16 protein-coding genes and 2 tRNA genes are annotated in these 20087 nt (G+C 68.9%); 10 read left to right on the plus strand and 8 right to left on the minus strand.

Going from position 1 to position 20087, the window contains the following annotated elements; all coding sequences use genetic code 11:
• Positions 1 to 142 precede the first annotated feature (142 nt).
• From AB4Y75_RS11405 to AB4Y75_RS11415, 3 genes are all read right to left on the minus strand, one after another.
• Positions 143 to 4699, minus strand: a complete 4557-nt coding sequence (locus tag AB4Y75_RS11405) for an ExeM/NucH family extracellular endonuclease (protein WP_441435994.1) — start codon at positions 4697 to 4699, stop codon at positions 143 to 145.
• 220 nt (positions 4700 to 4919) lie between these two features.
• Positions 4920 to 5696 carry a VOC family protein gene (locus AB4Y75_RS11410; protein WP_441435995.1) on the minus strand — a complete coding sequence of 259 codons (777 nt, stop codon included), beginning with the start codon at positions 5694 to 5696 and terminating at the stop codon, positions 4920 to 4922.
• 231 nt (positions 5697 to 5927) lie between these two features.
• Positions 5928 to 6015, minus strand: a tRNA-Ser gene (locus AB4Y75_RS11415).
• 169 nt (positions 6016 to 6184) lie between these two features.
• On the opposite strand from AB4Y75_RS11415, the gene AB4Y75_RS11420 reads away from it, so the two are divergent.
• From AB4Y75_RS11420 to AB4Y75_RS11445, 6 genes are all read left to right on the plus strand, one after another.
• Positions 6185 to 7168: an NAD(P)H-quinone oxidoreductase gene (locus AB4Y75_RS11420; protein WP_441435996.1), complete on the plus strand. Its 984-nt coding sequence runs from the start codon at positions 6185 to 6187 to the stop codon at positions 7166 to 7168.
• A gap of 85 nt (positions 7169 to 7253) precedes the next feature.
• Positions 7254 to 9524 carry a carbon starvation CstA family protein gene (locus AB4Y75_RS11425; RefSeq protein ID WP_441435997.1) on the plus strand — a complete coding sequence of 757 codons (2271 nt, stop codon included), beginning with the start codon at positions 7254 to 7256 and terminating at the stop codon, positions 9522 to 9524.
• Positions 9524 to 9793, plus strand: coding sequence for a YbdD/YjiX family protein (locus tag AB4Y75_RS11430; RefSeq protein ID WP_441435998.1), 270 nt, complete (start codon positions 9524 to 9526; stop codon positions 9791 to 9793). Before AB4Y75_RS11425 ends, AB4Y75_RS11430 begins: the two co-directional genes overlap by 1 nt.
• Positions 9794 to 9813: 20 nt before the next feature.
• Positions 9814 to 10467: a bacterial proteasome activator family protein gene (locus AB4Y75_RS11435; protein WP_441435999.1), complete on the plus strand. Its 654-nt coding sequence runs from the start codon at positions 9814 to 9816 to the stop codon at positions 10465 to 10467.
• A gap of 3 nt (positions 10468 to 10470) precedes the next feature.
• Positions 10471 to 10896, plus strand: coding sequence for a hypothetical protein (locus AB4Y75_RS11440; protein WP_441436000.1), 426 nt, complete (start codon positions 10471 to 10473; stop codon positions 10894 to 10896).
• A gap of 85 nt (positions 10897 to 10981) precedes the next feature.
• On the plus strand, positions 10982 to 11821 hold the full coding sequence (locus AB4Y75_RS11445; protein ID WP_441436001.1) for an aldo/keto reductase: 840 nt from the start codon (positions 10982 to 10984) through the stop codon (positions 11819 to 11821).
• A gap of 92 nt (positions 11822 to 11913) precedes the next feature.
• Here the strand turns inward: AB4Y75_RS11445 and AB4Y75_RS11450 are convergent.
• Positions 11914 to 11986 (minus strand) — tRNA-Thr (locus AB4Y75_RS11450).
• A 249-nt stretch (positions 11987 to 12235) separates the two neighbouring features.
• On the opposite strand from AB4Y75_RS11450, the gene AB4Y75_RS11455 reads away from it, so the two are divergent.
• Positions 12236 to 13000, plus strand: a complete 765-nt coding sequence (locus tag AB4Y75_RS11455; RefSeq protein WP_441436002.1) for an HAD-IA family hydrolase — start codon at positions 12236 to 12238, stop codon at positions 12998 to 13000.
• 116 nt (positions 13001 to 13116) lie between these two features.
• On the opposite strand, the gene AB4Y75_RS11460 is transcribed toward AB4Y75_RS11455, so the two are convergent.
• The 3 genes from AB4Y75_RS11460 to tmk form a co-directional block, all read right to left on the minus strand.
• Positions 13117 to 14721 carry an alpha/beta hydrolase gene (locus AB4Y75_RS11460; protein ID WP_441436003.1) on the minus strand — a complete coding sequence of 535 codons (1605 nt, stop codon included), beginning with the start codon at positions 14719 to 14721 and terminating at the stop codon, positions 13117 to 13119.
• A 90-nt stretch (positions 14722 to 14811) separates the two neighbouring features.
• The gene (locus AB4Y75_RS11465) at positions 14812 to 15954 is read right to left on the minus strand and encodes a DNA polymerase III subunit delta' (RefSeq protein WP_441436004.1); all 1143 of its coding nucleotides are present in this window, start codon (positions 15952 to 15954) and stop codon (positions 14812 to 14814) included.
• Positions 15951 to 16637 carry a dTMP kinase gene (gene tmk / locus AB4Y75_RS11470; protein WP_441436005.1) on the minus strand — a complete coding sequence of 229 codons (687 nt, stop codon included), beginning with the start codon at positions 16635 to 16637 and terminating at the stop codon, positions 15951 to 15953. The genes AB4Y75_RS11465 and tmk overlap by 4 nt, the downstream gene beginning before the upstream one ends.
• 131 nt (positions 16638 to 16768) lie before the next feature.
• Between tmk and AB4Y75_RS11475 the strand changes: the two genes are divergently transcribed.
• Both AB4Y75_RS11475 and AB4Y75_RS11480 read left to right on the plus strand, forming a co-directional pair.
• Positions 16769 to 17947, plus strand: a complete 1179-nt coding sequence (locus AB4Y75_RS11475) for a trans-sulfuration enzyme family protein (RefSeq protein ID WP_441436006.1) — start codon at positions 16769 to 16771, stop codon at positions 17945 to 17947.
• Positions 17948 to 17956: 9 nt separating this feature from the next.
• Positions 17957 to 18280 (plus strand): DUF2516 family protein, encoded by a 324-nt coding sequence (locus AB4Y75_RS11480; protein ID WP_441436007.1) that lies wholly within the window; start codon positions 17957 to 17959, stop codon positions 18278 to 18280.
• 13 nt (positions 18281 to 18293) lie between these two features.
• On the opposite strand, the gene AB4Y75_RS11485 is transcribed toward AB4Y75_RS11480, so the two are convergent.
• Entirely contained in the window at positions 18294 to 19127 is an 834-nt protein-coding gene (locus AB4Y75_RS11485) for a class I SAM-dependent methyltransferase (RefSeq protein ID WP_441436008.1), read from the minus strand.
• A gap of 92 nt (positions 19128 to 19219) precedes the next feature.
• Between AB4Y75_RS11485 and AB4Y75_RS11490 the strand changes: the two genes are divergently transcribed.
• Positions 19220 to 19966 (plus strand): phosphoglyceromutase, encoded by a 747-nt coding sequence (locus AB4Y75_RS11490; RefSeq protein WP_441436009.1) that lies wholly within the window; start codon positions 19220 to 19222, stop codon positions 19964 to 19966.
• Positions 19967 to 20087 lie beyond the last annotated feature (121 nt).

Genomic DNA, 20087 nt, shown 5'->3' on the forward strand with positions numbered 1-20087 from the left:
GGTCCAGTGCCTCGGGGGACGTCGGCAGAGCCCCTCTGAATCAGCCACGTCTCTCCGGAACAACGGACCACCGACAAGGGCCGGTTCCGATCGCGGAAAGCGATCGGAACCGGCCCTTGTCTTCACCTCAGGTGACGGGCGGTCAGCCCTTCACCGTGCAGGCGAGGTAGCCGATCCAGGCCAGGGCGTACTTCGCCCAGCCTGCGATGTCCCACCAGTGCTTCGGCGGAACCGGCTTGGTGCACGTCGGCTGCGGCACGTCCGTCTTGGCGACGGTGACGCTGAGCTTCACCGTGGTGCCGGACTCGGCGGCCTTGAGCTGCAGGACGCCCGCGCCCGCCGCGGCGCCGGCCGGGACGGCCAGGCTGACGGTGCCGGCCCCGGCGGAGACCGGGACGGTGCCGAGCACGGTGGCCTTGCCGGCGGCATCGGTGAACGTGGCCTCCAGTGAGGTGTTCACCGGGCTGCCCAGCGAGGTGAGGTCCAGCTTGGACACGGCCGCCTGGATCTTCTCCCCGGCCTTGACGCTGGCGGCGGTGGAGTTCACCACGGCCACGCTGCGACGGGCGAAGTCCGGGGATACCGGAGAATTCGCCTTGAGGTAGGCCATCCACGCGTCCCGGTCCACCAGACCGGAGTCACGGGTGTTGGCGCCGGCCTTGAAGATCCGGAAGTTGTCGCCGCCGGTGGCCAGGAAGCTGAACGTCCCGATCCGGTACGACTTGGCCGGATCCAGCGGCTGGCCGTTGATCCAGATGGAGGTCACGCGGTCGCCCGCGGGACGGGCGGCGTCGTAGCTGTAGTTGACGTTCTTGGACACGCCCAGCTGCAGATAGGGGCGGCTCGGCACGGTGCCGTCCGCGTTCGTCTGCCACTGCTGTTCCAGGAGCGTCTTGAACTGGGCACCGGTCAGGCTGGTGGTCCAGAGGTTGTTCACGAACGGCAGCACCGCATTGGCCTGGGCGTACGTGATGGTGCCGTCCGCGCCGTAGTAGAGCTCATTGCGCAGACCGCCGGGGTTGACCACCCCGATCTCCGCGCCGCCCACCGAGGGGTCCTTGAGCGAGGCCACGAGCGAATCGGCCACCAGATTGCCCAGGGTGGACTCACTGGAGCGGTCGTCGCGCACCGGGGCGCCGGTGGACGGATCCTTGGTGAAGGCGGTGGTGATGTCCTTGGTCACCTTGCCCACCGGCTGGTTGCCGACGACGGCGGCGTCCGCGAGTGCCTTCTTCACGATCGTGTCCACCTGCTTCACGCGGGGGTAGGCCGCGATGAGGTCGGCGGCCGCGTCCGTGGTGCGGGCGACGTTACGAGCCGAATAGGCGGACACCTGCTTGGTGGCCAGGTCTACGGTCAGCTCGATCTGGCCGATGTTCGCGCCGTAGCTGCCGGTCTGGACCACGGGACGGGTCTTGCCGTCCTGGCCGGGGACGGGACCGTCCCAGGCGTATTCCTTGTGGGTGTGGCCGGTGAAGATCGCGCCGACGGCCGGGCTGGTCTCGTTCACGATCTTGGCGAAGGCCCCGCCTGCGGCGATCTCCTGCTGAAGGGTCGCACCGTCCGGGGTGCCGGCTCCGGCGCCCTCGTGGTACTCGGCCACGATCACGTCGGCCAGCTTGCCGTCCTTGATCTTGGTGGCCACGCGGTTCACGGCGTCCACCGGATCACCGAAGTCGAGATCGGCGATGCCGGCCGGGGTGACCAGGGAGGGGACCTCCTGGGTCACGGCGCCCACCACGGCCACCTTCAGGCCGTTCAGGTTGAGGATCTCGTACTCGGGCAGCGCCGGTTCCTGCGTGCCCTTCTTGTACACGTTCGCACCCAGGTACGGGAACTTCGCGTTGGTGCCACCGGCGATCACGCGGTCGCGCAGATCGGCCCAGCCGCCGTCGAACTCGTGGTTGCCCACGGCGGAGGCGCTGAGGCCCAGCGCGTTGAGCACGTCGATGGTGGGCTGGTCCTTCGCCATGGAGGAGGCGAAGAGGGAGGCGCCGATGTTGTCACCGGCGGAGACGAACGCGGTGCTGCCCGGAACGGCGGCGGCGCGGAGCTTCTCGAGCGTGCCGGCCACGTTGACGGTGTTGTTGTCGATGCGGCCGTGGAAGTCGTTCACACCGAGCAGGTTCACCGTGGCGCTCGTGGGAGCGGGGGTGGTGTTCAGGCCCACGATCACCGGATCGTGGTCGCTTGAACGGTACTGGTCCGGGGCGTAGAAGCTGGTGACGTTGTAGTTCCAGCGGCTGTACTCCAGTGCCACGGACTCCACGGAGTTGATGTTCCAGATGTCCGCGCCGTTGACCATCTTCTCGGCCGCCGGGGAGGCGAAGATGTGGTCCAGGGAGCCGACCAGGCCGCCGAACAGGTAGGAGTGCTTCTGGGATCCGTCGGCGTTCTTGGCCTTGCCGTCCTGGTCGACGAAGCCTGCGTCCGTGAGGACGTTCAGCGGGTCCTCCTTGCTGTACGCGTTGAAGTCGCCGATCAGGAATACCTTGTCGATGCCCTTGTCCTTCGTCAGGGTGTCCACGAAGCCGAGCAGCGACTTGGACTGCGCGACGCGGGCGAGGTTGGACGCGCCCTGTCCCTTGTCCGTGTCGTCCGGAGTGGCCGCGGAGCCCTTGGACTTGAAGTGGTTGGCGACGGCGATGAATTCCTGCGCCTGGGTGCCGCCCACGGGCTTGAACACCTGGGCCAGCGGCTTGCGTGCGCTCGCGAAGGCGGTGGTGTCGTTGTGGATGATGGATTCGCCCACCGGCTCCGCCACGGCCTTCTTGTAGATGAAGGCGGTCCGGATGACGTCCTCATCGCTCAGCGGCGGCAGGGCCGACGGGCTGCGGACGTAGTCCCAGGTGCCGGGCTTAGCCTCGTTGAGCGCGGTGACCAGCTTGGCCAGCGCGTCGTCACGGGTCTTGCCGAACTTGGCGGAGTTCTCCACCTCCATGAGGGTCACCACATCGGCGCCGGAGCCGTTGATCGCGGCGACGATCTTGTCCTGCTGGCGCTTGAAGTGCTCCGCGGTGGCGGCGCCGCGGGCGTCGCAGCCTCCCTTGACGGTGACGGGAGCGCCGTCGCGGTCGGTGTAGTAGGTGCAGCCGGTGAGCTGGTCACCCGTGGTGGGGAAGAAGTTCAGGACGTTGAACGAGGCGAGCTTGAGGTTGCCGCCCACCGCGTTCGGCACGTCCGCCCGGGTGTTGCCGAAGGACACCGGCTGAATGGTGTCGGCGTTCGACGGGGTGAGCTGCTCCAGCGGCTCGAAACGCCAGGCGCTGTTGCCGTAGCCCAGGATGACGTTGGTCTTGAACGTCACCGGGGCGCCCACCCGGACCGGATCCTTGGCGGTCAGGTACGGCAGCGGAAGCGCCTTGGTGGCCGCGTTGGAGAGGAAGTTCGTGGTGGCGCCGTCATCCAGCTTGATCGTGCGGGCCTGGTTGTCGTCGGCCACGGCCTTGTTCTCGGCGGTGCCGTACGGCGCCACCGCGTTCGGCTGGACCGCGGGGGTCTTGCCGCCGGCGATGGTGAGCTCGCCGTACTGGTTCACGGAGAAGTTGTCGGAGAGCGTGTAGTCGCCGGAGGGGGCGAGCAGCATGCCTTCGAGGGACTCGCGGAAGGTCTCGCCGGCCGGGAGCGCGAAGTGCGTGGCCTTGACCTCGGGAGCGGCGTCGGTGAGCTTGGTCAGCGAGGCGGCGTCCGTGACGTTCACCTGGGTCTGGCCGAAGTACTCGCTGACGGTGCCGGTGACCTGGACGTGGTCACCGATCGCGACGGAACCGACCGTCGCCGGCGAGTACACGAAGACCGCGTCGGAGGCCTTGTGGTTCTCCTCGGTGAGGTCGCCGCCGGTGCCCGGGGTCTGGATGTAGTAGCCGTTCAGGCCGCCGGAGGCGTAGCGGGCGGTGACCTTGCCGGTGGTGGTCACGCTCTGCCCGGCCAACGGACTGGTGGCGCCGGTGCCCTGGATCTCCGCGATGGTGGCGGTGCCGCCCGGCGTGGGAGTCGGGGTCGGCGTGGGAGTCGGCTCCGGGTTGCCCGTGCCGCCGGAGGGCGTCGGGGTGATCGCGGTGCTCAGGCTGAAGTCCGCGGAGTTGTCGTTGGTGTCCGCGTGGTTGCCGCGGGTGAGCGACTTGACGTCCGTGTTCGACGACGGCGCGGTGGCCGCCTTGACCTCGTACGTGTTGCTGGTGCCGTAGCCGAGCAGATCGGCCACATTGGCCGGTTCCACCTGGCTGCCGGTCCCGAGGCCGGTCAGCGCGGTCGCCTGACGGGACAGGATGACCGTGCCCGTGGTGCCGGACGGGTTGAAGGACGGCGCGTCCTGGTCCGGGGTGGGGAGCTCGGCGGCCGTGGAAGCCGCGCTGTTGGTGCCGCCCTTGATGAGGAAGGTGCCCTTGGCGGGGATGCTGCCCTTCAGCGCGGTGACCGAGTTCGGGGCGGCGGTCCCGGTCCCGGAACGGTACTGGAGGGACCAGCCGTCCAGCGAGAGGGGAGCGTCCGAGGAGTTGTACAGCTCCACGAACTTGTTGCGGAAGGCAGCCCCTGCGCTGCCTCCGCTCAGATAAGCCTCGTCGATGATGACGGAGGAGGTGCCCGGTGTGGCGACCGTGTTGACCAGCGCGAAGGCCGGCGCGGTCGCCAAAGGCGCCGCGATCAACGCGGCGGTCAGGGCACTCCCCAAGGTTGCTTTCGCAAGCGAGTGATTCATGGGGTTCTTTCTGTCCAGAGATCGGTGTGATCCGGTGTCCTGTGGCGGACTGATGCTCGGACCGCCAGCAGGAGAGCGAGGGGTCCGTAGCCTAGTCCACCAAGAGAGAGTTAACTCCGGGTTGCCGGGAAAAGAAACTGTTGTTTCAGGATTCTGCGCCAAAAAAATCCTGTGCCGTCACCTCTCAACGAAGCGGTGACGGCACAGGACCGTGCGGGACTCAGACCAGCGACTGGTGCAGCACGAAGACCGCGCCGGACGGATCGGCGACCCTGGAGTGGCGGCCGTGGGGGTCGTCACGGGGCTCCTCGAGGACCCGGCCGCCCAGTTCGGTGACCTTCCGGGCGGCCTCGTCGGCGTTGTCCACCACGAGGTAGATCTGCCAGTTGGACGGCACGCCCTCCGGGAGGAACTTGGCGGCGTCGAACAGGCCGGCGCGTGCCTGATCGCCCTCGCCGAGCGTGCTGTAGCGGAAGTCCTCGGTGTCCTCCATGACGGAGATGTCCCAGCCGAAGGCCTTGCGGTAGAAGTCGACGGCGGCGTCGTAGTTGCGGCTGGCGAGTTCGTGCCAGCCGATGGAGCCGGGTTCGTTGACCAGGCCGTAGCCGCCGTGGCTGAGCGGCTCCCAGACGCCCACGAAGGCTCCGGACGGATCCGCCGCGATGGCCATGACGCCCATCTCCGGAACGGTCATGGGCGGGACGACCACCTGACCGCCAGCTTCGGCGATCGCCGCGGCGGTGGCTTCGGCGTCATCGCTCTTGAGGTAGATGCCCCAGGTGCTGGGCATCTCCTGCTGGTCCGGCTGCTTGGCCATGATGCCGGCCACCTGCCGGCCGTCCTTGGACGCGGTGACGTAGCCGCCGTAGGTCTCCTCGTCACCGCTTTCGAAGGTCCAGCCCAGGAGTTCGCCGTAGAACTTCTTGGCCGTTTCCACGTCGTCCGTCATCAGGTCGGCCCAGCACGGATCACCGGGTGCGAAGGTAGGGGTGGTCATGGTGCGCTCGCTTTCTTGGAGAGTGCCGCCGTGCACCGGCGGATCAGGGTGGGCCGGGCCCGTGTGCCCTGATACTGATGACGCTAATCCGGGGGTCCGACATTCTTCAACGGTTCGAGCTTCAACGGTCCGAGGCCGGGCATCGCATGAACTTCCCGCGGCGCGGGTCCGGACCGGGAGGTGAGCATGAAAAAGGGCTCCGGGACCTGATGGTCCCGGAGCCCTTGTCCGCGGAAGGTATGGGATTTGAACCCATGAGACGGGGTTACCGCCTACTGGTTTTCAAGACCAGCTCCTTCGGCCGCTCGGACAACCTTCCCTGCGTCAAAGTGTTTCACAGCGCGGACGTGCGCTCCAAACGAGCCCGGCGCCGCCGGAGTGGTGGAGCCGGGAGGACCTCGCGCGCGGGGGCGCCGTGCGCAATGGCCGTGCGCAATAGCCGTGCACAATAGACGGGGGGCCAGAGCGTCCAGAGGAGAGTGGAGACCATGCGAGCCGTCCAGATCAGTGAGCCGGGAGGCCCGGAAGTCCTGCGGGTGACCGAGATGCCGGACCCGGTGCCCGGTCCCGGAGAGGTACTGATCGACGTCGTCGCCGCGGGCCTCAACCGGGCCGACGTCCAGCAGCGCCGTGGCCACTATCCTCCTCCGCCGGGCGCCTCCGACATCCCCGGCCTGGAGGTCTCCGGCCGGATCGCGGGCTTCGGCCCGGACGTGTCCCGGCCCTTCTCCGTGGGGGAGAAGGTCGTGGCTCTGCTGTCCGGCGGCGGCTACGCTTCGAAGGTCGCGGTGCCGGCCGGGCAGGTGATCCGGATTCCGAAGGGCGTCGACCTGGTGACCGCCGCGGGCCTGCCCGAGGTGGCGGCCACCGTGTACTCCAATCTCTACATGACGGCCGGCCTGCAGGCAGGGGAGACCGTCCTCATCCACGGCGCCACGGGCGGGATCGGCGCCTTCGCCATCCAGCTCGCCAAGGCCCTCGGCTCGGTCGTGGCCACGACGGCGGGCAGCCCGGAGAAGGTCGCCACGGCACGGGGCTTCCTCGGCGCCGACATCGCGATCGACTATAAGACGCAGAGCTTCCCGGAGGCCCTGCGGGAAGCCAACGGCGGGCATGGCGCGGACGTCATCCTCGACGTCGTGGGCGCCAAGTACCTGTCCGCCAATCTGGACGCGCTGGAGGTGCACGGCAGGCTGGTGGTGATCGGCCTGCAGGGTGGCGCTCGCGGGGAACTGGATCTGGGCGTGCTCCTGAGCAAGCGCGCCGCCGTCATCGGCACCACGCTGCGGGCTCGGCCTGTGGAGGAGAAGACCGCCATCATGGACGCCGTCCGGGACGTGGTCTGGCCGCTGATCGTGGACGGTTCCGTCCGCCCGCTGGTCGCCAGGACGTTCCCCCTGGCCGAGGCCGCCGAAGCCCACCGGTACTTCGATTCCGGTCAACACACGGGGAAAGTTCTGTTGACCATGTGACGGCTCCCTGAACTAGGGTGCATAGTGGGACCGCTGCAGCTCTGCGCGGTCGCATCCGCTGACGTATGCATCCCAGGAGGCCCCCATGAGCGGTACACGCAGCACGGGAGAGCGGGGCGGCGCGCTGCCGCCCGCCGCCGTCGCACCGGAGACACTCGACGCCGAATCCCGGCGCTGGACCCCTGCGCGGATCGCGCTCTGGGCCGCCATCGCCCTGCTGGGCGGTCTCGCCTGGGTCATGCTCGCGCTGGTCCGCGGCGAGACGGTCAACGCGATCTGGTTCGTGTTCGCCGCCGTCTGCACGTATCTGATCGCGTACCGCTTCTATTCGAAGTACCTGGAGCGGAAACTGATCCGGCCGGATGACCGCCGGGCGACCCCGGCGGAGTACAAAGCCGACGGCAAGGACCACGTCCGCACGGACCGGAACGTCCTCTTCGGCCACCACTTCGCCGCGATCGCCGGCGCCGGCCCGCTGGTCGGTCCCGTCATCGCGGCCCAGATGGGCTATCTGCCGGGCACGATCTGGATCATCGTGGGCGTGGTGCTCGCAGGGGCGGTGCAGGACTACCTGGTGCTGTTCTTCTCCATGCGCCGCGGCGGCCGGTCCCTCGGGCAGATGGCCCGTGAGGAGCTCGGGGTGGTGGGCGGCACCGCGGCCCTGCTGGCGACGCTGCTCATCATGGCGATCATCGTCGCCATCCTGGCGCTCGTGGTGGTCAACGCCCTCGGCGAGAGCCCCTGGGGTGTGTTCAGCGTGGCCATGACCATCCCGATCGCGCTCTTCATGGGGGTGTATCTGCGGTACATCCGTCCCGGGAAGGTCCTGGAGATCTCCATCATCGGCTTCGTCCTGCTGATGGCCGCGATCATCGGCGGCGGCTGGGTCGCCCACACCGAGTGGGGCGCCGCGTTCTTCCACCTGGACAAGAGCACCATCGCCTGGGGGATCATCGTGTACGGCTTCGTGGCCGCCATCCTGCCGGTCTGGCTGCTCCTGGCCCCGCGTGACTACCTCTCCACGTTCATGAAGATCGGTGTCATCGGGCTGCTCGCCGTCGCGATCGTGGTGGTGCGGCCGGAGATCACTGTCCCTGCCTTCAGCGAGTTCGCGGGCCGGGACAACGGCCCCGTCTTCTCCGGGGCCCTGTTCCCGTTCCTCTTCGTCACCATCGCCTGCGGGGCGCTCTCCGGGTTCCATGCCTTGATCGCTTCGGGCACCACGCCGAAGCTGATCGAGAAGGAGCGCCAGACCCGGTACATCGGTTACGGCGGCATGCTCATGGAGTCCTTCGTGGCGATCATGGCGCTCGTGGCGGCGGTCTCCATCGACCGCGGACTCTACTTCGTGATGAACGCCCCCGTCGCCCTTACCGGCGGCACCGTGGAACAGGCCGCGCAGTGGGTCAATTCGTTGGGCCTGGCCGGGGTGAACGTGACCCCGGGAGAGCTGAAGGATGCGGCCGCGGCCGTCGGGGAGCAGACGATCATCTCCCGCTCGGGCGGCGCACCCACCCTCGCCGTCGGCCTGGCGCACATCATGCAGCAGTTCATCGGGGGACCGGGGATGGCGGCCTTCTGGTACCACTTCGCCATCATGTTCGAGGCACTGTTCATCCTCACGGCCGTCGACGCCGGAACGCGAGTGGCCCGCTTCATGCTCCAGGATTCGATCGGGAACTTCCTGCCGAAGTTCAAGGACGCCTCCTGGCGGCCGGGCGCCTGGCTGTGCACCGCCATCATGGTGGCCGCGTGGGGCGCCGTCCTGATCATGGGCGTCACGGATCCGCTGGGCGGCATCAACACGCTGTTCCCGCTGTTCGGCATCGCGAACCAGCTCCTGGCCGCGATCGCCCTGGCCGTCTGCCTGGCGATCGTCGCGAAGAAGGGCCGCTTCGGGGCACTCTGGCTGGTGGCTCTGCCGCTGGCCTTCACCGCGGTGGTCACCATCACCGCCAGCTTCCAGAAGATCTTCTCGCCGGTCCCGGCGGTGGGGTACTTCGCCAACAACGCCGCGTTCACCAAGGCGCTCGCGGACGGCAAGACCTCCTTCGGCACCGCGAAAACGGTGCCCGCCATGGAAGCCGTGGTCCGCAACACGATGGTCCAGGGCGTGCTGTCGGTGGTGTTCGTGACCCTGGCCATCATCGTCATCATCACGGCCCTGCTCGCCACCATCCGTGCCTTCCAGGCGCACCGGGCCGGGGAGTCCGTGACGGACCACGAGGATCCGTTCGTCCCGTCGAAGGTCTATGCCCCCGCGGGCCTCATCCCGACCCCCGCCGAGCGCGAGCTCGCCGCGGAATGGGACAAGGTGCCGGCGTCGGAGCGTCTCGCGGACGCGGGGCACCACTGATGAGCCGCGACCGTCCGACGACGGCGGCAGCCCCGTCGTCGTCGGCGGACGCGCCGTCCGCTCGGCCGGAGTCGCCGTGGGAACGGCTCGCTCTCGGCGTCCGGTCGGTGCGGCGTGGGCTCCGGGGCGTCCTCGGAGCGGACGCTTACGAGAAATACCTCGAATTCCACACGGCGCACCACCCGGATCACGAACCTCTCAGCGAGGCGGAGTTCTGGCGGGACCGCACCGATCGGCAGGACCGGAATCCACAGGGCCGATGCTGCTGAGCCCGTGAGAGTATGGGGCCATGAGCGAGGAGCCGAAGCCACAGGAATCCGCAGCGGCGGCCGGGCACGATGGTCCCGTGGAGGGGCGTCCCGTGGAGGGGACCCCGGTCGTCGGACCAGGGGAGACGGAGCAACCCCGGAGCCAGGAAGGCCGTGCCGAGGACGGCCGTCGCCCGCGGAACATGCTCGAACTCGTGGACGAACCGGCCAAGGTGATGCGGATCGGGACCATGATCCGGCAGCTCCTGGAGGAGGTGAAGGCCGCGCCTCTGGACGATGCCGCACGAGGCCGCCTCGCGGAGATCCACGAGCGCTCCATCAAGGAACTCGAGGAAGGGCTGGCCCCCGAACTGGTGGAGGAACTGGAACGGATCTCCTTGCCGTTCCCGGACGATTCCGCGCCGTCGGACGCGGAGCTGAGGATCGCCCAGGCGCAGCTCGTCGGCTGGCTCGAAGGGCTCTTCCACGGCATCCAGACGGCGATAGCCGCCCAGCAGGCCGCCCGCGAGCAGATGGCGGCCCAGCTCCGGCAGCTCCCGCCCGGCACCATGGTCGCACCGGGCGTGGTCATCGGCGCCAACGGGGAGCCGCAGCGTGCCCCGGCCCGCCCACAGCAGAACCCGCGGCATGCCGGACCCGAGGAGCCCGACTCCGGCCTCGGCCAGTACCTCTAGCCCATGGGTCTGTTCAGCGAGCTGAGGCAGGCCCGCCGCGATGACGCGGAGCTGGGCAAAGGACTCTGGCGACGGGCCCACGACCGGTTCCGGCGCGGTCTGGACCGCTTCCACCAGGTGCTCGACGGCGTCACCGACGACTCCCTCTACGACGAGCTGCTGCCGATCGCGGACGAACTGGCCGGGCTGCTCCCGCGGGTCCGCGCCGTCTGTGTGACGGCGCAGCGGACCACCCCGAGCGAGGGCCTGGACATCCCGCCGGAGCTGGCCCCCTTGCATCGTCTGCTGTCCCGGGCGGGCAACGACCTGGCGACGGCCGCGCAGGCGGCCACCATGACCCGGCTGGGCACGAGCGACGTGGACAGCGTGCGCCGCCGGGCCGCCGTCGTCGGCGCCCTGGTGGCGGAGGCGGAAGCCCTGAGCCGCTGAGCCGGATCTATTCCCGGATTCGCTGACAGAGAACCGGGAGCTTCGTGTCTGGTGGCATGACAGCTTCCTTTGGAAGGATGGCGCCATGAGCGCAAACCCAGATCTCACTTTCAACGATGGCAACACCATCCCCCAGCTCGGCTACGGCGTCTGGCAGGTTGCCGACGACGTCGCGGAGACCGTGGTCGGTCAGGCGTTCGACGCCGGTTACCGCCACATCGACACCGCCCGCATCTACGGCAATGAGGCGGGAGTGGGCCGCGCCATCGCGGCGTCCGGCCTCGACCCCAAGGACCTCTTCATCACCACCAAGCTGTGGAACTCCGACCAGGGCTACGAGCAGACCCTCGCGGCCTTCGACGAGTCCCTGGATCGTCTCGGCCTCGACCACCTGGATCTGTATCTGATCCACTGGCTGCAGCCGCAGCGTGGCACCTATGTGGACACCTGGAAGGCGCTGATCGAACTGCAGAAGCGCGGCCGCGTCACCTCCATCGGCGTCTGCAACTTCACGGCCGAGGCGATCGATGAGCTGATCGAGGCCACAGGCGTGGTTCCGGCCATCCACCAGATCGAGCTGCACCCGTACTTCAACCAGGCCGGGCTGCGCGAGTACAACGCCGGCAAGGGCATCCTGACGCAGGCCTGGTCCCCGCTGGGTCAGGGCGGCGAACTGCTGAGCGACCCCGAGGTGCTGCGCATCGCGGAGAAGCACGGCGTCACCCCTGCCCAGGTGGTCATCGCCTGGCACCTCGCCATCGGCAACGTGGTGATCCCCAAGTCCGTCACGCAGAGCCGGATCGTGGAGAACTTCGCCGCCCTGGATGTGACCCTGGATGACGAGGACATCAAGGCTCTGAGCAGCCTGGACCGTGGCGCGGAGGGCCGGATCGGTCCCGACCCGGCGGTCTCCGACTTCGCCTGATCCACCGTGAGTCCCGCGGTCCGGCCGTGAACGCAAGGACCACGGGAACGGCGAAGGCCCCCAGGATTTCCTGGGGGCCTTCGCCGTGTCCGAGCTTCCTATCAGAATCGAACTGATGACCTTTTCATTACGAGTGAAACGCTCTACCGACTGAGCTAAGGAAGCACATGCCGCGCCTGACCTGCTGGCCTGACCGCACAGGAATCAAGTTTAGAGTGCTCTCCGGCTGTGGGTCAAAACGGCCGTGTACGCGGCCTTCCCCCGGGCGCGGGTGGGCTGTTCATGTCCCGGCCCAGCATGGTTCAGCTGGCCGTCGCCCGGGCGGGGCAACCTGTAGGTCACGGTGCCGTCGGGGACTCCGTGCTGCCGCGTGGCCAGGACCGTGCGGCGGGAACCAGCAGAGGAGCGCAAGCGATGACCGTGAACCCGGTTGCCGGACGGACCACCGCACAGGACGTCACCGGCCGGGCGAGCTGCCTGAGGCTCGCCGTGGTCGACATGTCGGGCACCACGGTCACCGACGGTGGCCTCATCGACGAGGCCCTCAGCGACGCGTTCCTGGACGCCGGGGAGGATCCGCAGGGGCAGCGTTTCGGGTCCATGATGGACTTCGCGCACAGTGCCATGGGGCTCTCCAAGCTCGGCGTCTTCCGGCAGCTCTACGAGGGGGAGCCGGAGCGGGCTCTGCTCGCCAACGCCGTCTTCGAGAAGTCCTACGACCGCCTCGTGGCCCGTGGCGGTGTCCAGGCGATCCCCGGCGCCAGGGAGACCATGGAATGGCTCCGTGAGGCGGGAATGCAGTTGTGCCTGGTCACGGGGTTCGGGCGGCACACGCAGAACACCATCCTGGAGTCCCTCGGCTGGATGGGCCTGGCGGATCTGAGCCTGTGCCCGGAGGACGCGGGCCGCGGCCGGCCGCACCCCGACATGATCCTCACCGCCGTCCTGGCCCTTGACCTGGATGACGTCCGGGAGGTTCTCGTCGTCGGGGACACGACGGCGGACATCCAGTCGGGCCTCCGGGCCGGCGCCGGCCTGGTGGCCGGAGTGCTGAGCGGGGCTCATTCCGAGTTCGCCCTGCGCGCTGCCGGCGCCGACGCGGTGGTCCCGTCGATCCGGGACATCCCCGGCCTCCTGAGGGAGGGGAGCAGGCCCCTCCTCGGTGGCCGCCAGCTCTGACGGAGTCTGCCAGAGGGGTTTCCCTCCCGCCGCGTCCCGGTGGAGCTCGGCAGGGTATCAGGGCGCGGCGACGGAAAAGGCCCCGGCAGGGAACCCGCCGGGGCCTTTCGTGACGCTCAGGTGCAGCGGAGGCCGTCGTCCGGCGTCGTGCCCTTCACGAAGTAGTCGTCGACCGCGTTGGTGATGCAGTCTCCCGCGCGGCCGTAGGCGGTGTGGCCCTCGCCCTCCCAGGTGACCAGCGAGGCGTTGCCGAGCTGCTTGCGTAGATTGCCCGCCCATTCGTACGGGGTGGCCGGGTCTCCGGTGGTTCCGATGACCACGATCGGCGCCTTGCCGCTGTACGACGCGGGAGCCGCCTTGCGGATGCCGGTGGTCTCGAGGCCTTCACAGGAGATGCCGCCGTACGCCATGTACTTGCCGAGGGTGGGGGACACCTTCTCGAGTTCCTGGGCCTCCTTGCGCATGTCGTTCTCCGACGAGTCCGGCGTGTAGTCCAGGCAATTGATGGCGTTGAAGGCGAAGGAGCTGTTGGACGTGTACTTGCCCTGCGAGTCACGGTCCGCGCCGAAGTCCGCCAATTGCATCATGGGCGATGGATCGCCCACCAGCGCCTGGGCCAGTGCCTGGCGCAGGGTCGGCCAGCTCGAGCTGCTGTACAGCGGAACGATCAGGCCGGAGACGAAGCTGTTCACTGTCACGGGACGGCCGTCATTCGCGGGCTGAGGGCTCTTCTCGTACTCGGCCAGGAGCTTCTGGATGCGTGCGATGCCGGCGTCCACCCCGTCGCTGAGGGGACATCCGGAGTTGCGCTGGCACCACTCGACGAACACCCGGAGGCTCCGTTCGAAAGCCTTCGCCTGGCCCACGGTCAGCTGGGACTGGGTCAGGGTCGCGTCCAGGGCGCCGTCCAGGACCATCCGGCCCACGCGGTCCGGGAAGAGCGTGGCATACGTGGAGCCGAGGAAGGTCCCGTAGGAGTAGCCGAGATAGTTGAGCTTCTGATTGCGGAGGGCGGCCCGGAGGATGTCCAGATCCTTGGCGGCACTGGCGGTGTCCACATGGGACAGGACCGGCCCGGTCTTCTGCTGGCAGGCCTCGTTCGTGTCACGCTGCTCCTGCACGGCCAGGGCCAGGCCGTCGGCGGTGCTGGGGTCGAAGTACTCGGCGCGCTGGGCGTCGCGCTCCTGGTCCGTCAGACAGGTGACGGGGGCGGAGCGTTTGACGCCGCGCGGGTCGAACCCGATCAGGTCGAAGTTGGAGCGCATCTCGTCGCTCAGAATCCACTGGGCGGACTCGTTGACGAAGTCGTAGCCGGAGCCGCCCGGGCCGCCGGGATTGATGAAGAGCGAACCCTGGGACTTCCCCGTGGCGGGGATCTTGATCAGGGCGATCTCGATGCTTCCCTTGCCCGGATTCTGGTAATCCGTGGGGACCTTGACAGAGGCGCAACTCGCGTCGTGCTCGCAGGAGGTCCAGCCGACCTTCTGACCGTAGAAATCCTTCAATTCGGCCGGAGCTCCGTCGCTCAAGCCTTCCTGCTGGCTGCCGGCCGCGGGCGCCTTGGCGCTCTTCTCCGGCCCCGGGATGGTCACACAGCCGCTCAAGGCCAGTGCCAGCGCGGCCACGGAGGCGACGACGGCGGCGAGCCGCCCCGCGCGCGCCCGCCCCTTCCGAGGACTCCGCCCCGCGCTCGTCGCAGTGCCCTTCACGCTCTGCCTCATCCGTTGTCCGCCTTCCGAACTGTCGTGGTTCGCCGTGTCTTCCCCGCAGGCCGGTCCGGTCCGGCCGCGGAATCCTCTGGTGCGCCGGTCTTAGACCAGCCCTGCCGCCATGCCTTCCAGCGCCAGCAGCGGGGCCACGTTGCTTGTGACCAGCCGCCGACGGGTGAGATTGATGGCATCGATCCTGGCCAGGGTCTCCTCGGCGGTCCCGTTCGCCGCGAAGGCCTCGATGTCCGGCCGGATCTCCTCGTTCACCAGCGTCCCGGTGGCACCCACCTGGAGGATGAGCACGTCCCGGTAGAACGAGAGGAGATCGGTCAGGGTGCGGTCCAGCGAATCCGTCACGGACCGCTTGCCGCGCCGTTTCTGGTCCTCTTCGAGGCGTTTGAGCTGGCTGCGCAGGGCGGGCGGCACGGTGGCGCCTTCTTCGAGACCCAGGGATCCCAGCAGCGCAGCCCGTTCGGCGGCGTCACGCTCGGTGTTGGAGCTGTCCGCCTCGTCCGTCGCGATGGCCATGAGGCGCTCCGCCATGAGCACGGCCGAGGTGATGCCCTTGAGGGCGAGGGGGAAGCGGACCGTCTCCAGGCGCCGCTGCCGGGCGTCGGCGTCGCGCGCCAGACGCCGGGCGATCCCGACGTGGCTCTGTGCCATCCGCGCCGCGCTGGCCGCGAGGGCCGGGTCCACGCCGTCGCGGGCCACGAGCAGAGCCGCCACGTCGTCCACGGCGGGCAGGCGCAGGCCGACGCTGCGGCACCGTGAGCGGATGGTGACCAGGACGTCCGCGGGGGAGGGGGCGCACAGCATCCAGACCGTCCGGGCCGTGGGTTCCTCGATCGCCTTGAGGAGCACATTGGTGGTCCGCTCGGCCATGCGGTCCGCATCCTCCACGATGATGATGCGCCAGCGGCCGGAGGCCGGGTGGTTGCCCGCGGTGGAGACGAGCTCACGGGCTTCGTCGATGGTGATGGTGACCTTTTCGGTGCGAACGTGCTGCACATCCGGGTGGGTCTCGCCGAGGATGGTCCGGCAGGCGTGGCACTCGCCGCAGCCGCGCCGGGCGGGGTCGGGCTGTTCGCAGTTGAGCGCGGCGGCGAACGCCTTGGCGGCGTTGGACCGGCCCGATCCGGGAGGGCCGGTGAAGAGCCAGGCATGGGTCATCCCGTCCCCGGCGGCGGCCCGGCGGAGCTGAGTGACGACGGCGTCCTGGCCGCGGAGTTCATCGAATACGGTCACGGGAGTTCCCCGGGGGAGTCCGTGGCGACGGCGTCCTGGGCGGTGTGGGCGGAGAGGACCTGCTCCACCCGTTCCAGGATCAGGCCCGCGATGACCTGGACGTCCTGACGGGCGTCGATCACGAGGTATCTTTCGGGTGCGGCGGCCGCCGCGTCCAGATAGGCGTCCCGGACCTGGGCGTGGAAGGAATCCGGTTCCGACTCGAGGCGGTCCTCGCCTCCGGGTGCGCGACGGGCCCGGCCTTCGGCGGGGTCGACGTCGAGGACCACGGTGAAGTCCGGCCAGAGCGAGTCGGTGGCCCAGGCGTTCAGCTCGCGGACCTCGCGCGTTCCGAGGCCGCGGCCGATGCCCTGGTACGCAACCGAGGAATCGATGTAACGGTCCGTGATGACGGCCTCGCCGCGGGAGAGAGCCGGCCTGATGAGCTGCTCCACGTGTGCCGCGCGGGCGGCCGCGTACATGAGGGCCTCGGTGCGGGCGTCGATCTCGCCGTGACCGTGGTCCAGGACCAGGGAGCGCAGCTTCTCGCCGATCTCGGTCCCACCCGGCTCACGGGTCTGGACGACCACCATGCCGCGATCCCGCAGTGCCTCGGCCAGCAGCCGGCTCTGCGTGGACTTCCCGGCGCCGTCGCCGCCTTCGAAGGCGATGAACAGGCCGGATCCGTTTGCGCTGGTAGTCACGTTCACAGCCTAGCGGGCCAAGCTGGATGCGGGCGGAGAGTCCGCGGCGATGTGGACAAGCGGAATTCCCGTTGCCCACATGACGGGATCGTCTTGCCCGGACGGCCGGGCGGAGCCGTAACGTGAGGACCATGCACGAATCCCAGGACCTCAGCCCCGATTCTCTCGTGGTGGCCGCCGGACGGCCGGACCGGGAGCGTGACGCCCCCGTGAACCCGTCCGTGGTGCTCTCCTCCACCTTCCTGGGGACGGGGCCGCTCGGCGACGGGGACCGTGGCTACGGGCGCTACGCGAACCCCACCTGGGAGCCTTTCGAGGACGCGCTGGGACGTCTGGAAGGCTCACCGGAGCCGGCCCTGCTGTTCTCCTCCGGGCTCGCCGCCGTCAGCGCCGCGCTGTCATTGGTGCCTCTCGGCGGGCTGGTGGTGATGCCCGGGCACTCCTATGCGGGCACGGTGCAGATGGCCACCGAACTCGCGGAGAAAGGCCTCTTCACGCTGAGGCTCGTGGATGTCACGGACACGGAGGCCACACTGGAGGCGCTGAGCGCCGACGGCGGGGCGGCGGATCTCCTCTGGCTGGAGAGCCCCACGAATCCCATGCTGGGTGTCGCCGACCTTCCCACTCTGATCGAGGCCGCCCATGCCAGGGGCGCGCTCGTGGTGGTGGACAACACCTTCTGCACCCCCTTGATCCAGCAGCCTCTGCTCCTGGGAGCGGACCTCGTGCTCCACTCGGTGACCAAGTACCTCGCGGGACACTCGGACGTGGTGCTGGGTGCTCTCGTGGCGCGGGACGCAGGTCTGCGGAGCACCTTGCTCCACCACCGCACCCTGCACGGTTCCATCGCCGGCCCCTGGGAAGCGTGGCTCGCACTCCGGGGTCTGCGCACCCTCGCGCTCCGGGTCGAGCGCTCGCAGGCCAGCGCGCAAATCCTCGCGGAGCGGCTGGCCGCCCAGTCCGCTGTCGAACGGGTTCGATTCCCGGGCCTCCCGGAGGATCCGGGCCACGAGCGGGCCAAGGCCCAGCTCAAGGGATTCGGCTCCATCCTGGCCATTGACATGGCGGCGGGGTGGGGCCGCACCGGTGCGGAGAACGCCGACGCGCTGGTCCGGGCGCTGCATCTCTGGATGCCCGCCACCTCCCTGGGCGGCGTGGAATCGCTCATCGAGCGACGACGGCGCCACGTCGCCGAACCGGAGAGCGTGCCGGAGAACCTGGTGAGACTGAGCGTCGGCATCGAGAACGCGGAGGACCTCTGGGCGGATCTGTCGCAGGCTCTCGACGCGTTGCCGGCCCACGGAGGATAGGGTGGAACCGTGAGCGGACAGATGCTGATCTACTTTGCCACCACGGCCGTCTACTTCGTGCTAGGCCTGGTGGCCTTCGGGCTGGAGGCCTGGGCGTTCATCGATGCCCTGATCCGGAAGCCCGGGGACTTCGAGGCCGCCATGAAGCGCAGCAAGGGATTCTGGCTTGCCGTCACCGGAGGCGCCGCCGCGATCGGTCTCCTGTCGGTCCTCTCCCGTTCGGGTGGTCTGGGGCTGTTCGCCCTGGTCGCGGTGACCGCGTCCTGCGTCTACCTGGCCGATGTCCGCCCGGCCATCAAGGACCTCCGCAGCGGAGGCTACAACAGCTGGTGAGCCCGGACGGGCTTCACGCGCCCGGCGCCACGGCCTCCCAAGCCACCGAAAGCTCGCCCAGCCGGAACCGCCGCGGTCCGTCGAGCACCGGCCAGCCCGCCTCCCGCAGGGCGACACACATCCTCATCCAGCGTTGCCTCGTGCCGAAACCGGCCAGCGGCGCCGCTGCCAGCCAGGCCTGATCGGCGGCCTGCAGGAACGCGTGGATCCGCTCGCCGGGGACGTTCCGGTGAATGAGCGCCTTGGGCAGCCGCTCGGCCGTCTGGGACGGCCGCTCCAGCGCGCCGAAGTTGACCGAGAGGTGCAGACTGAGGGGGCCGTCGCCGTCGAGCGCCACCCAGCAGGCGGTCCGGCCCAGCTCGTCGCACGTCCCCTCCACCAGGAGACCACCAGGAGCCAGCCGTGAGCGGAGGGTGTCCCAGATGGCCGGGACATCGCCTTCGTCGTACTGCCGCAGGACGTTGAACGCCCGCACCAGCAGCGGGGAGTCGTCCACGGGCAGTTCGAAACCACCCAGGCGGAAGTCCAGACCCGGACGGGCCTCCTCCATGGCCCGGGCCACGCGGCCCGGCTCGATCTCCACGCCCGTCAGCCTGAACCCGGGATTCACGGTGCGGAGGCGGTCGAAGAGCTCGATCGCGGTGCGCGGACTCGCCCCGTACCCCAGGTCCACCGCCAATGGGGCGCCGTCCTCCCGGAATCGCCAGGACTGGGTTCCGGTGATCCAGCGATCCACGCGGCGCATGCGATTGGGGTTGGTGGTCCCTCGGGTGACATTGCCCAGTGGCCTGCCGGTCCGGCCCGCGGCGCGGGCGGGAGCGCGGAGACGTTCGGATTTCTGGACCACCGTCCCATGGTAGGCGGGTCGGGGAGTGGTCACGGACGGTGACGTTAAGACGCAAAGGGCCGAGGGCGTCCGGGGCTGGCTAGGATTGACGTATGACGTACACCTTGATCCTGCTGCGCCATGGCCACAGCGAATGGAATGCCAAGAACCTCTTCACCGGTTGGGTGGATGTGGACCTCAACGATCAGGGCCGCGCCGAGGCCGCGCGCGGCGGCGAGCTGCTCGTGGAGAACGACGTCCTGCCGGACATCCTCCACACCTCGCTCCTCAAGCGCGCGATCAACACCGCCAACATCGCCCTGGACAAGGCGGACCGCGGCTGGATCCCCGTCAAGCGTGACTGGCGCCTGAACGAGCGTCACTACGGTGCCCTCCAGGGCAAGGACAAGGCGCAGACCCTGGCCGAATTCGGCGAGGAGCAGTTCATGGAGTGGCGCCGCAGCTACGACACCCCGCCGCCGCCCCTGGCCGACGACTCCGAGTTCTCCCAGGTGGGCGACCCGCGTTACGCCGATCTCGGCGACGCCGTGCCGCGCACCGAGTGCCTCAAGGACGTCCTGGTCCGTCTGCTGCCTTACTGGGAATCTGAGATCAAGGAGGACCTCAAGGCCGGCAAGACCGTTCTGGTCACCGCCCATGGCAACTCCCTGCGTGCACTGGTGAAGCACCTCGACGGCATCTCGGACGATGACATCGCCGGTCTGAACATCCCCACCGGCATCCCGCTGGTCTACGAACTGGACGAGGAGTTCAAGCCGCTGAACCCGGGCGGCCGCTACCTGGACCCCGAGGCTGCCGCGGCCTCCATCCAGGCGGTCGCGAACCAGGGCAAGAAGTAGGGCTTCGTCAGGGATCCGCCGGCAGCGCGGTCGGATCCCTGACTACGCACAGAACGACGGCGGGGTGGTCACCTGGGTGACCACCCCGCCGTCGTCGTGCAGGAGCGTGCTGGCACGAGTG

The organism is Arthrobacter sp. RAF14 (genome assembly GCF_052114185.1).
Classification (GTDB): domain Bacteria; phylum Actinomycetota; class Actinomycetes; order Actinomycetales; family Micrococcaceae; genus Arthrobacter_E.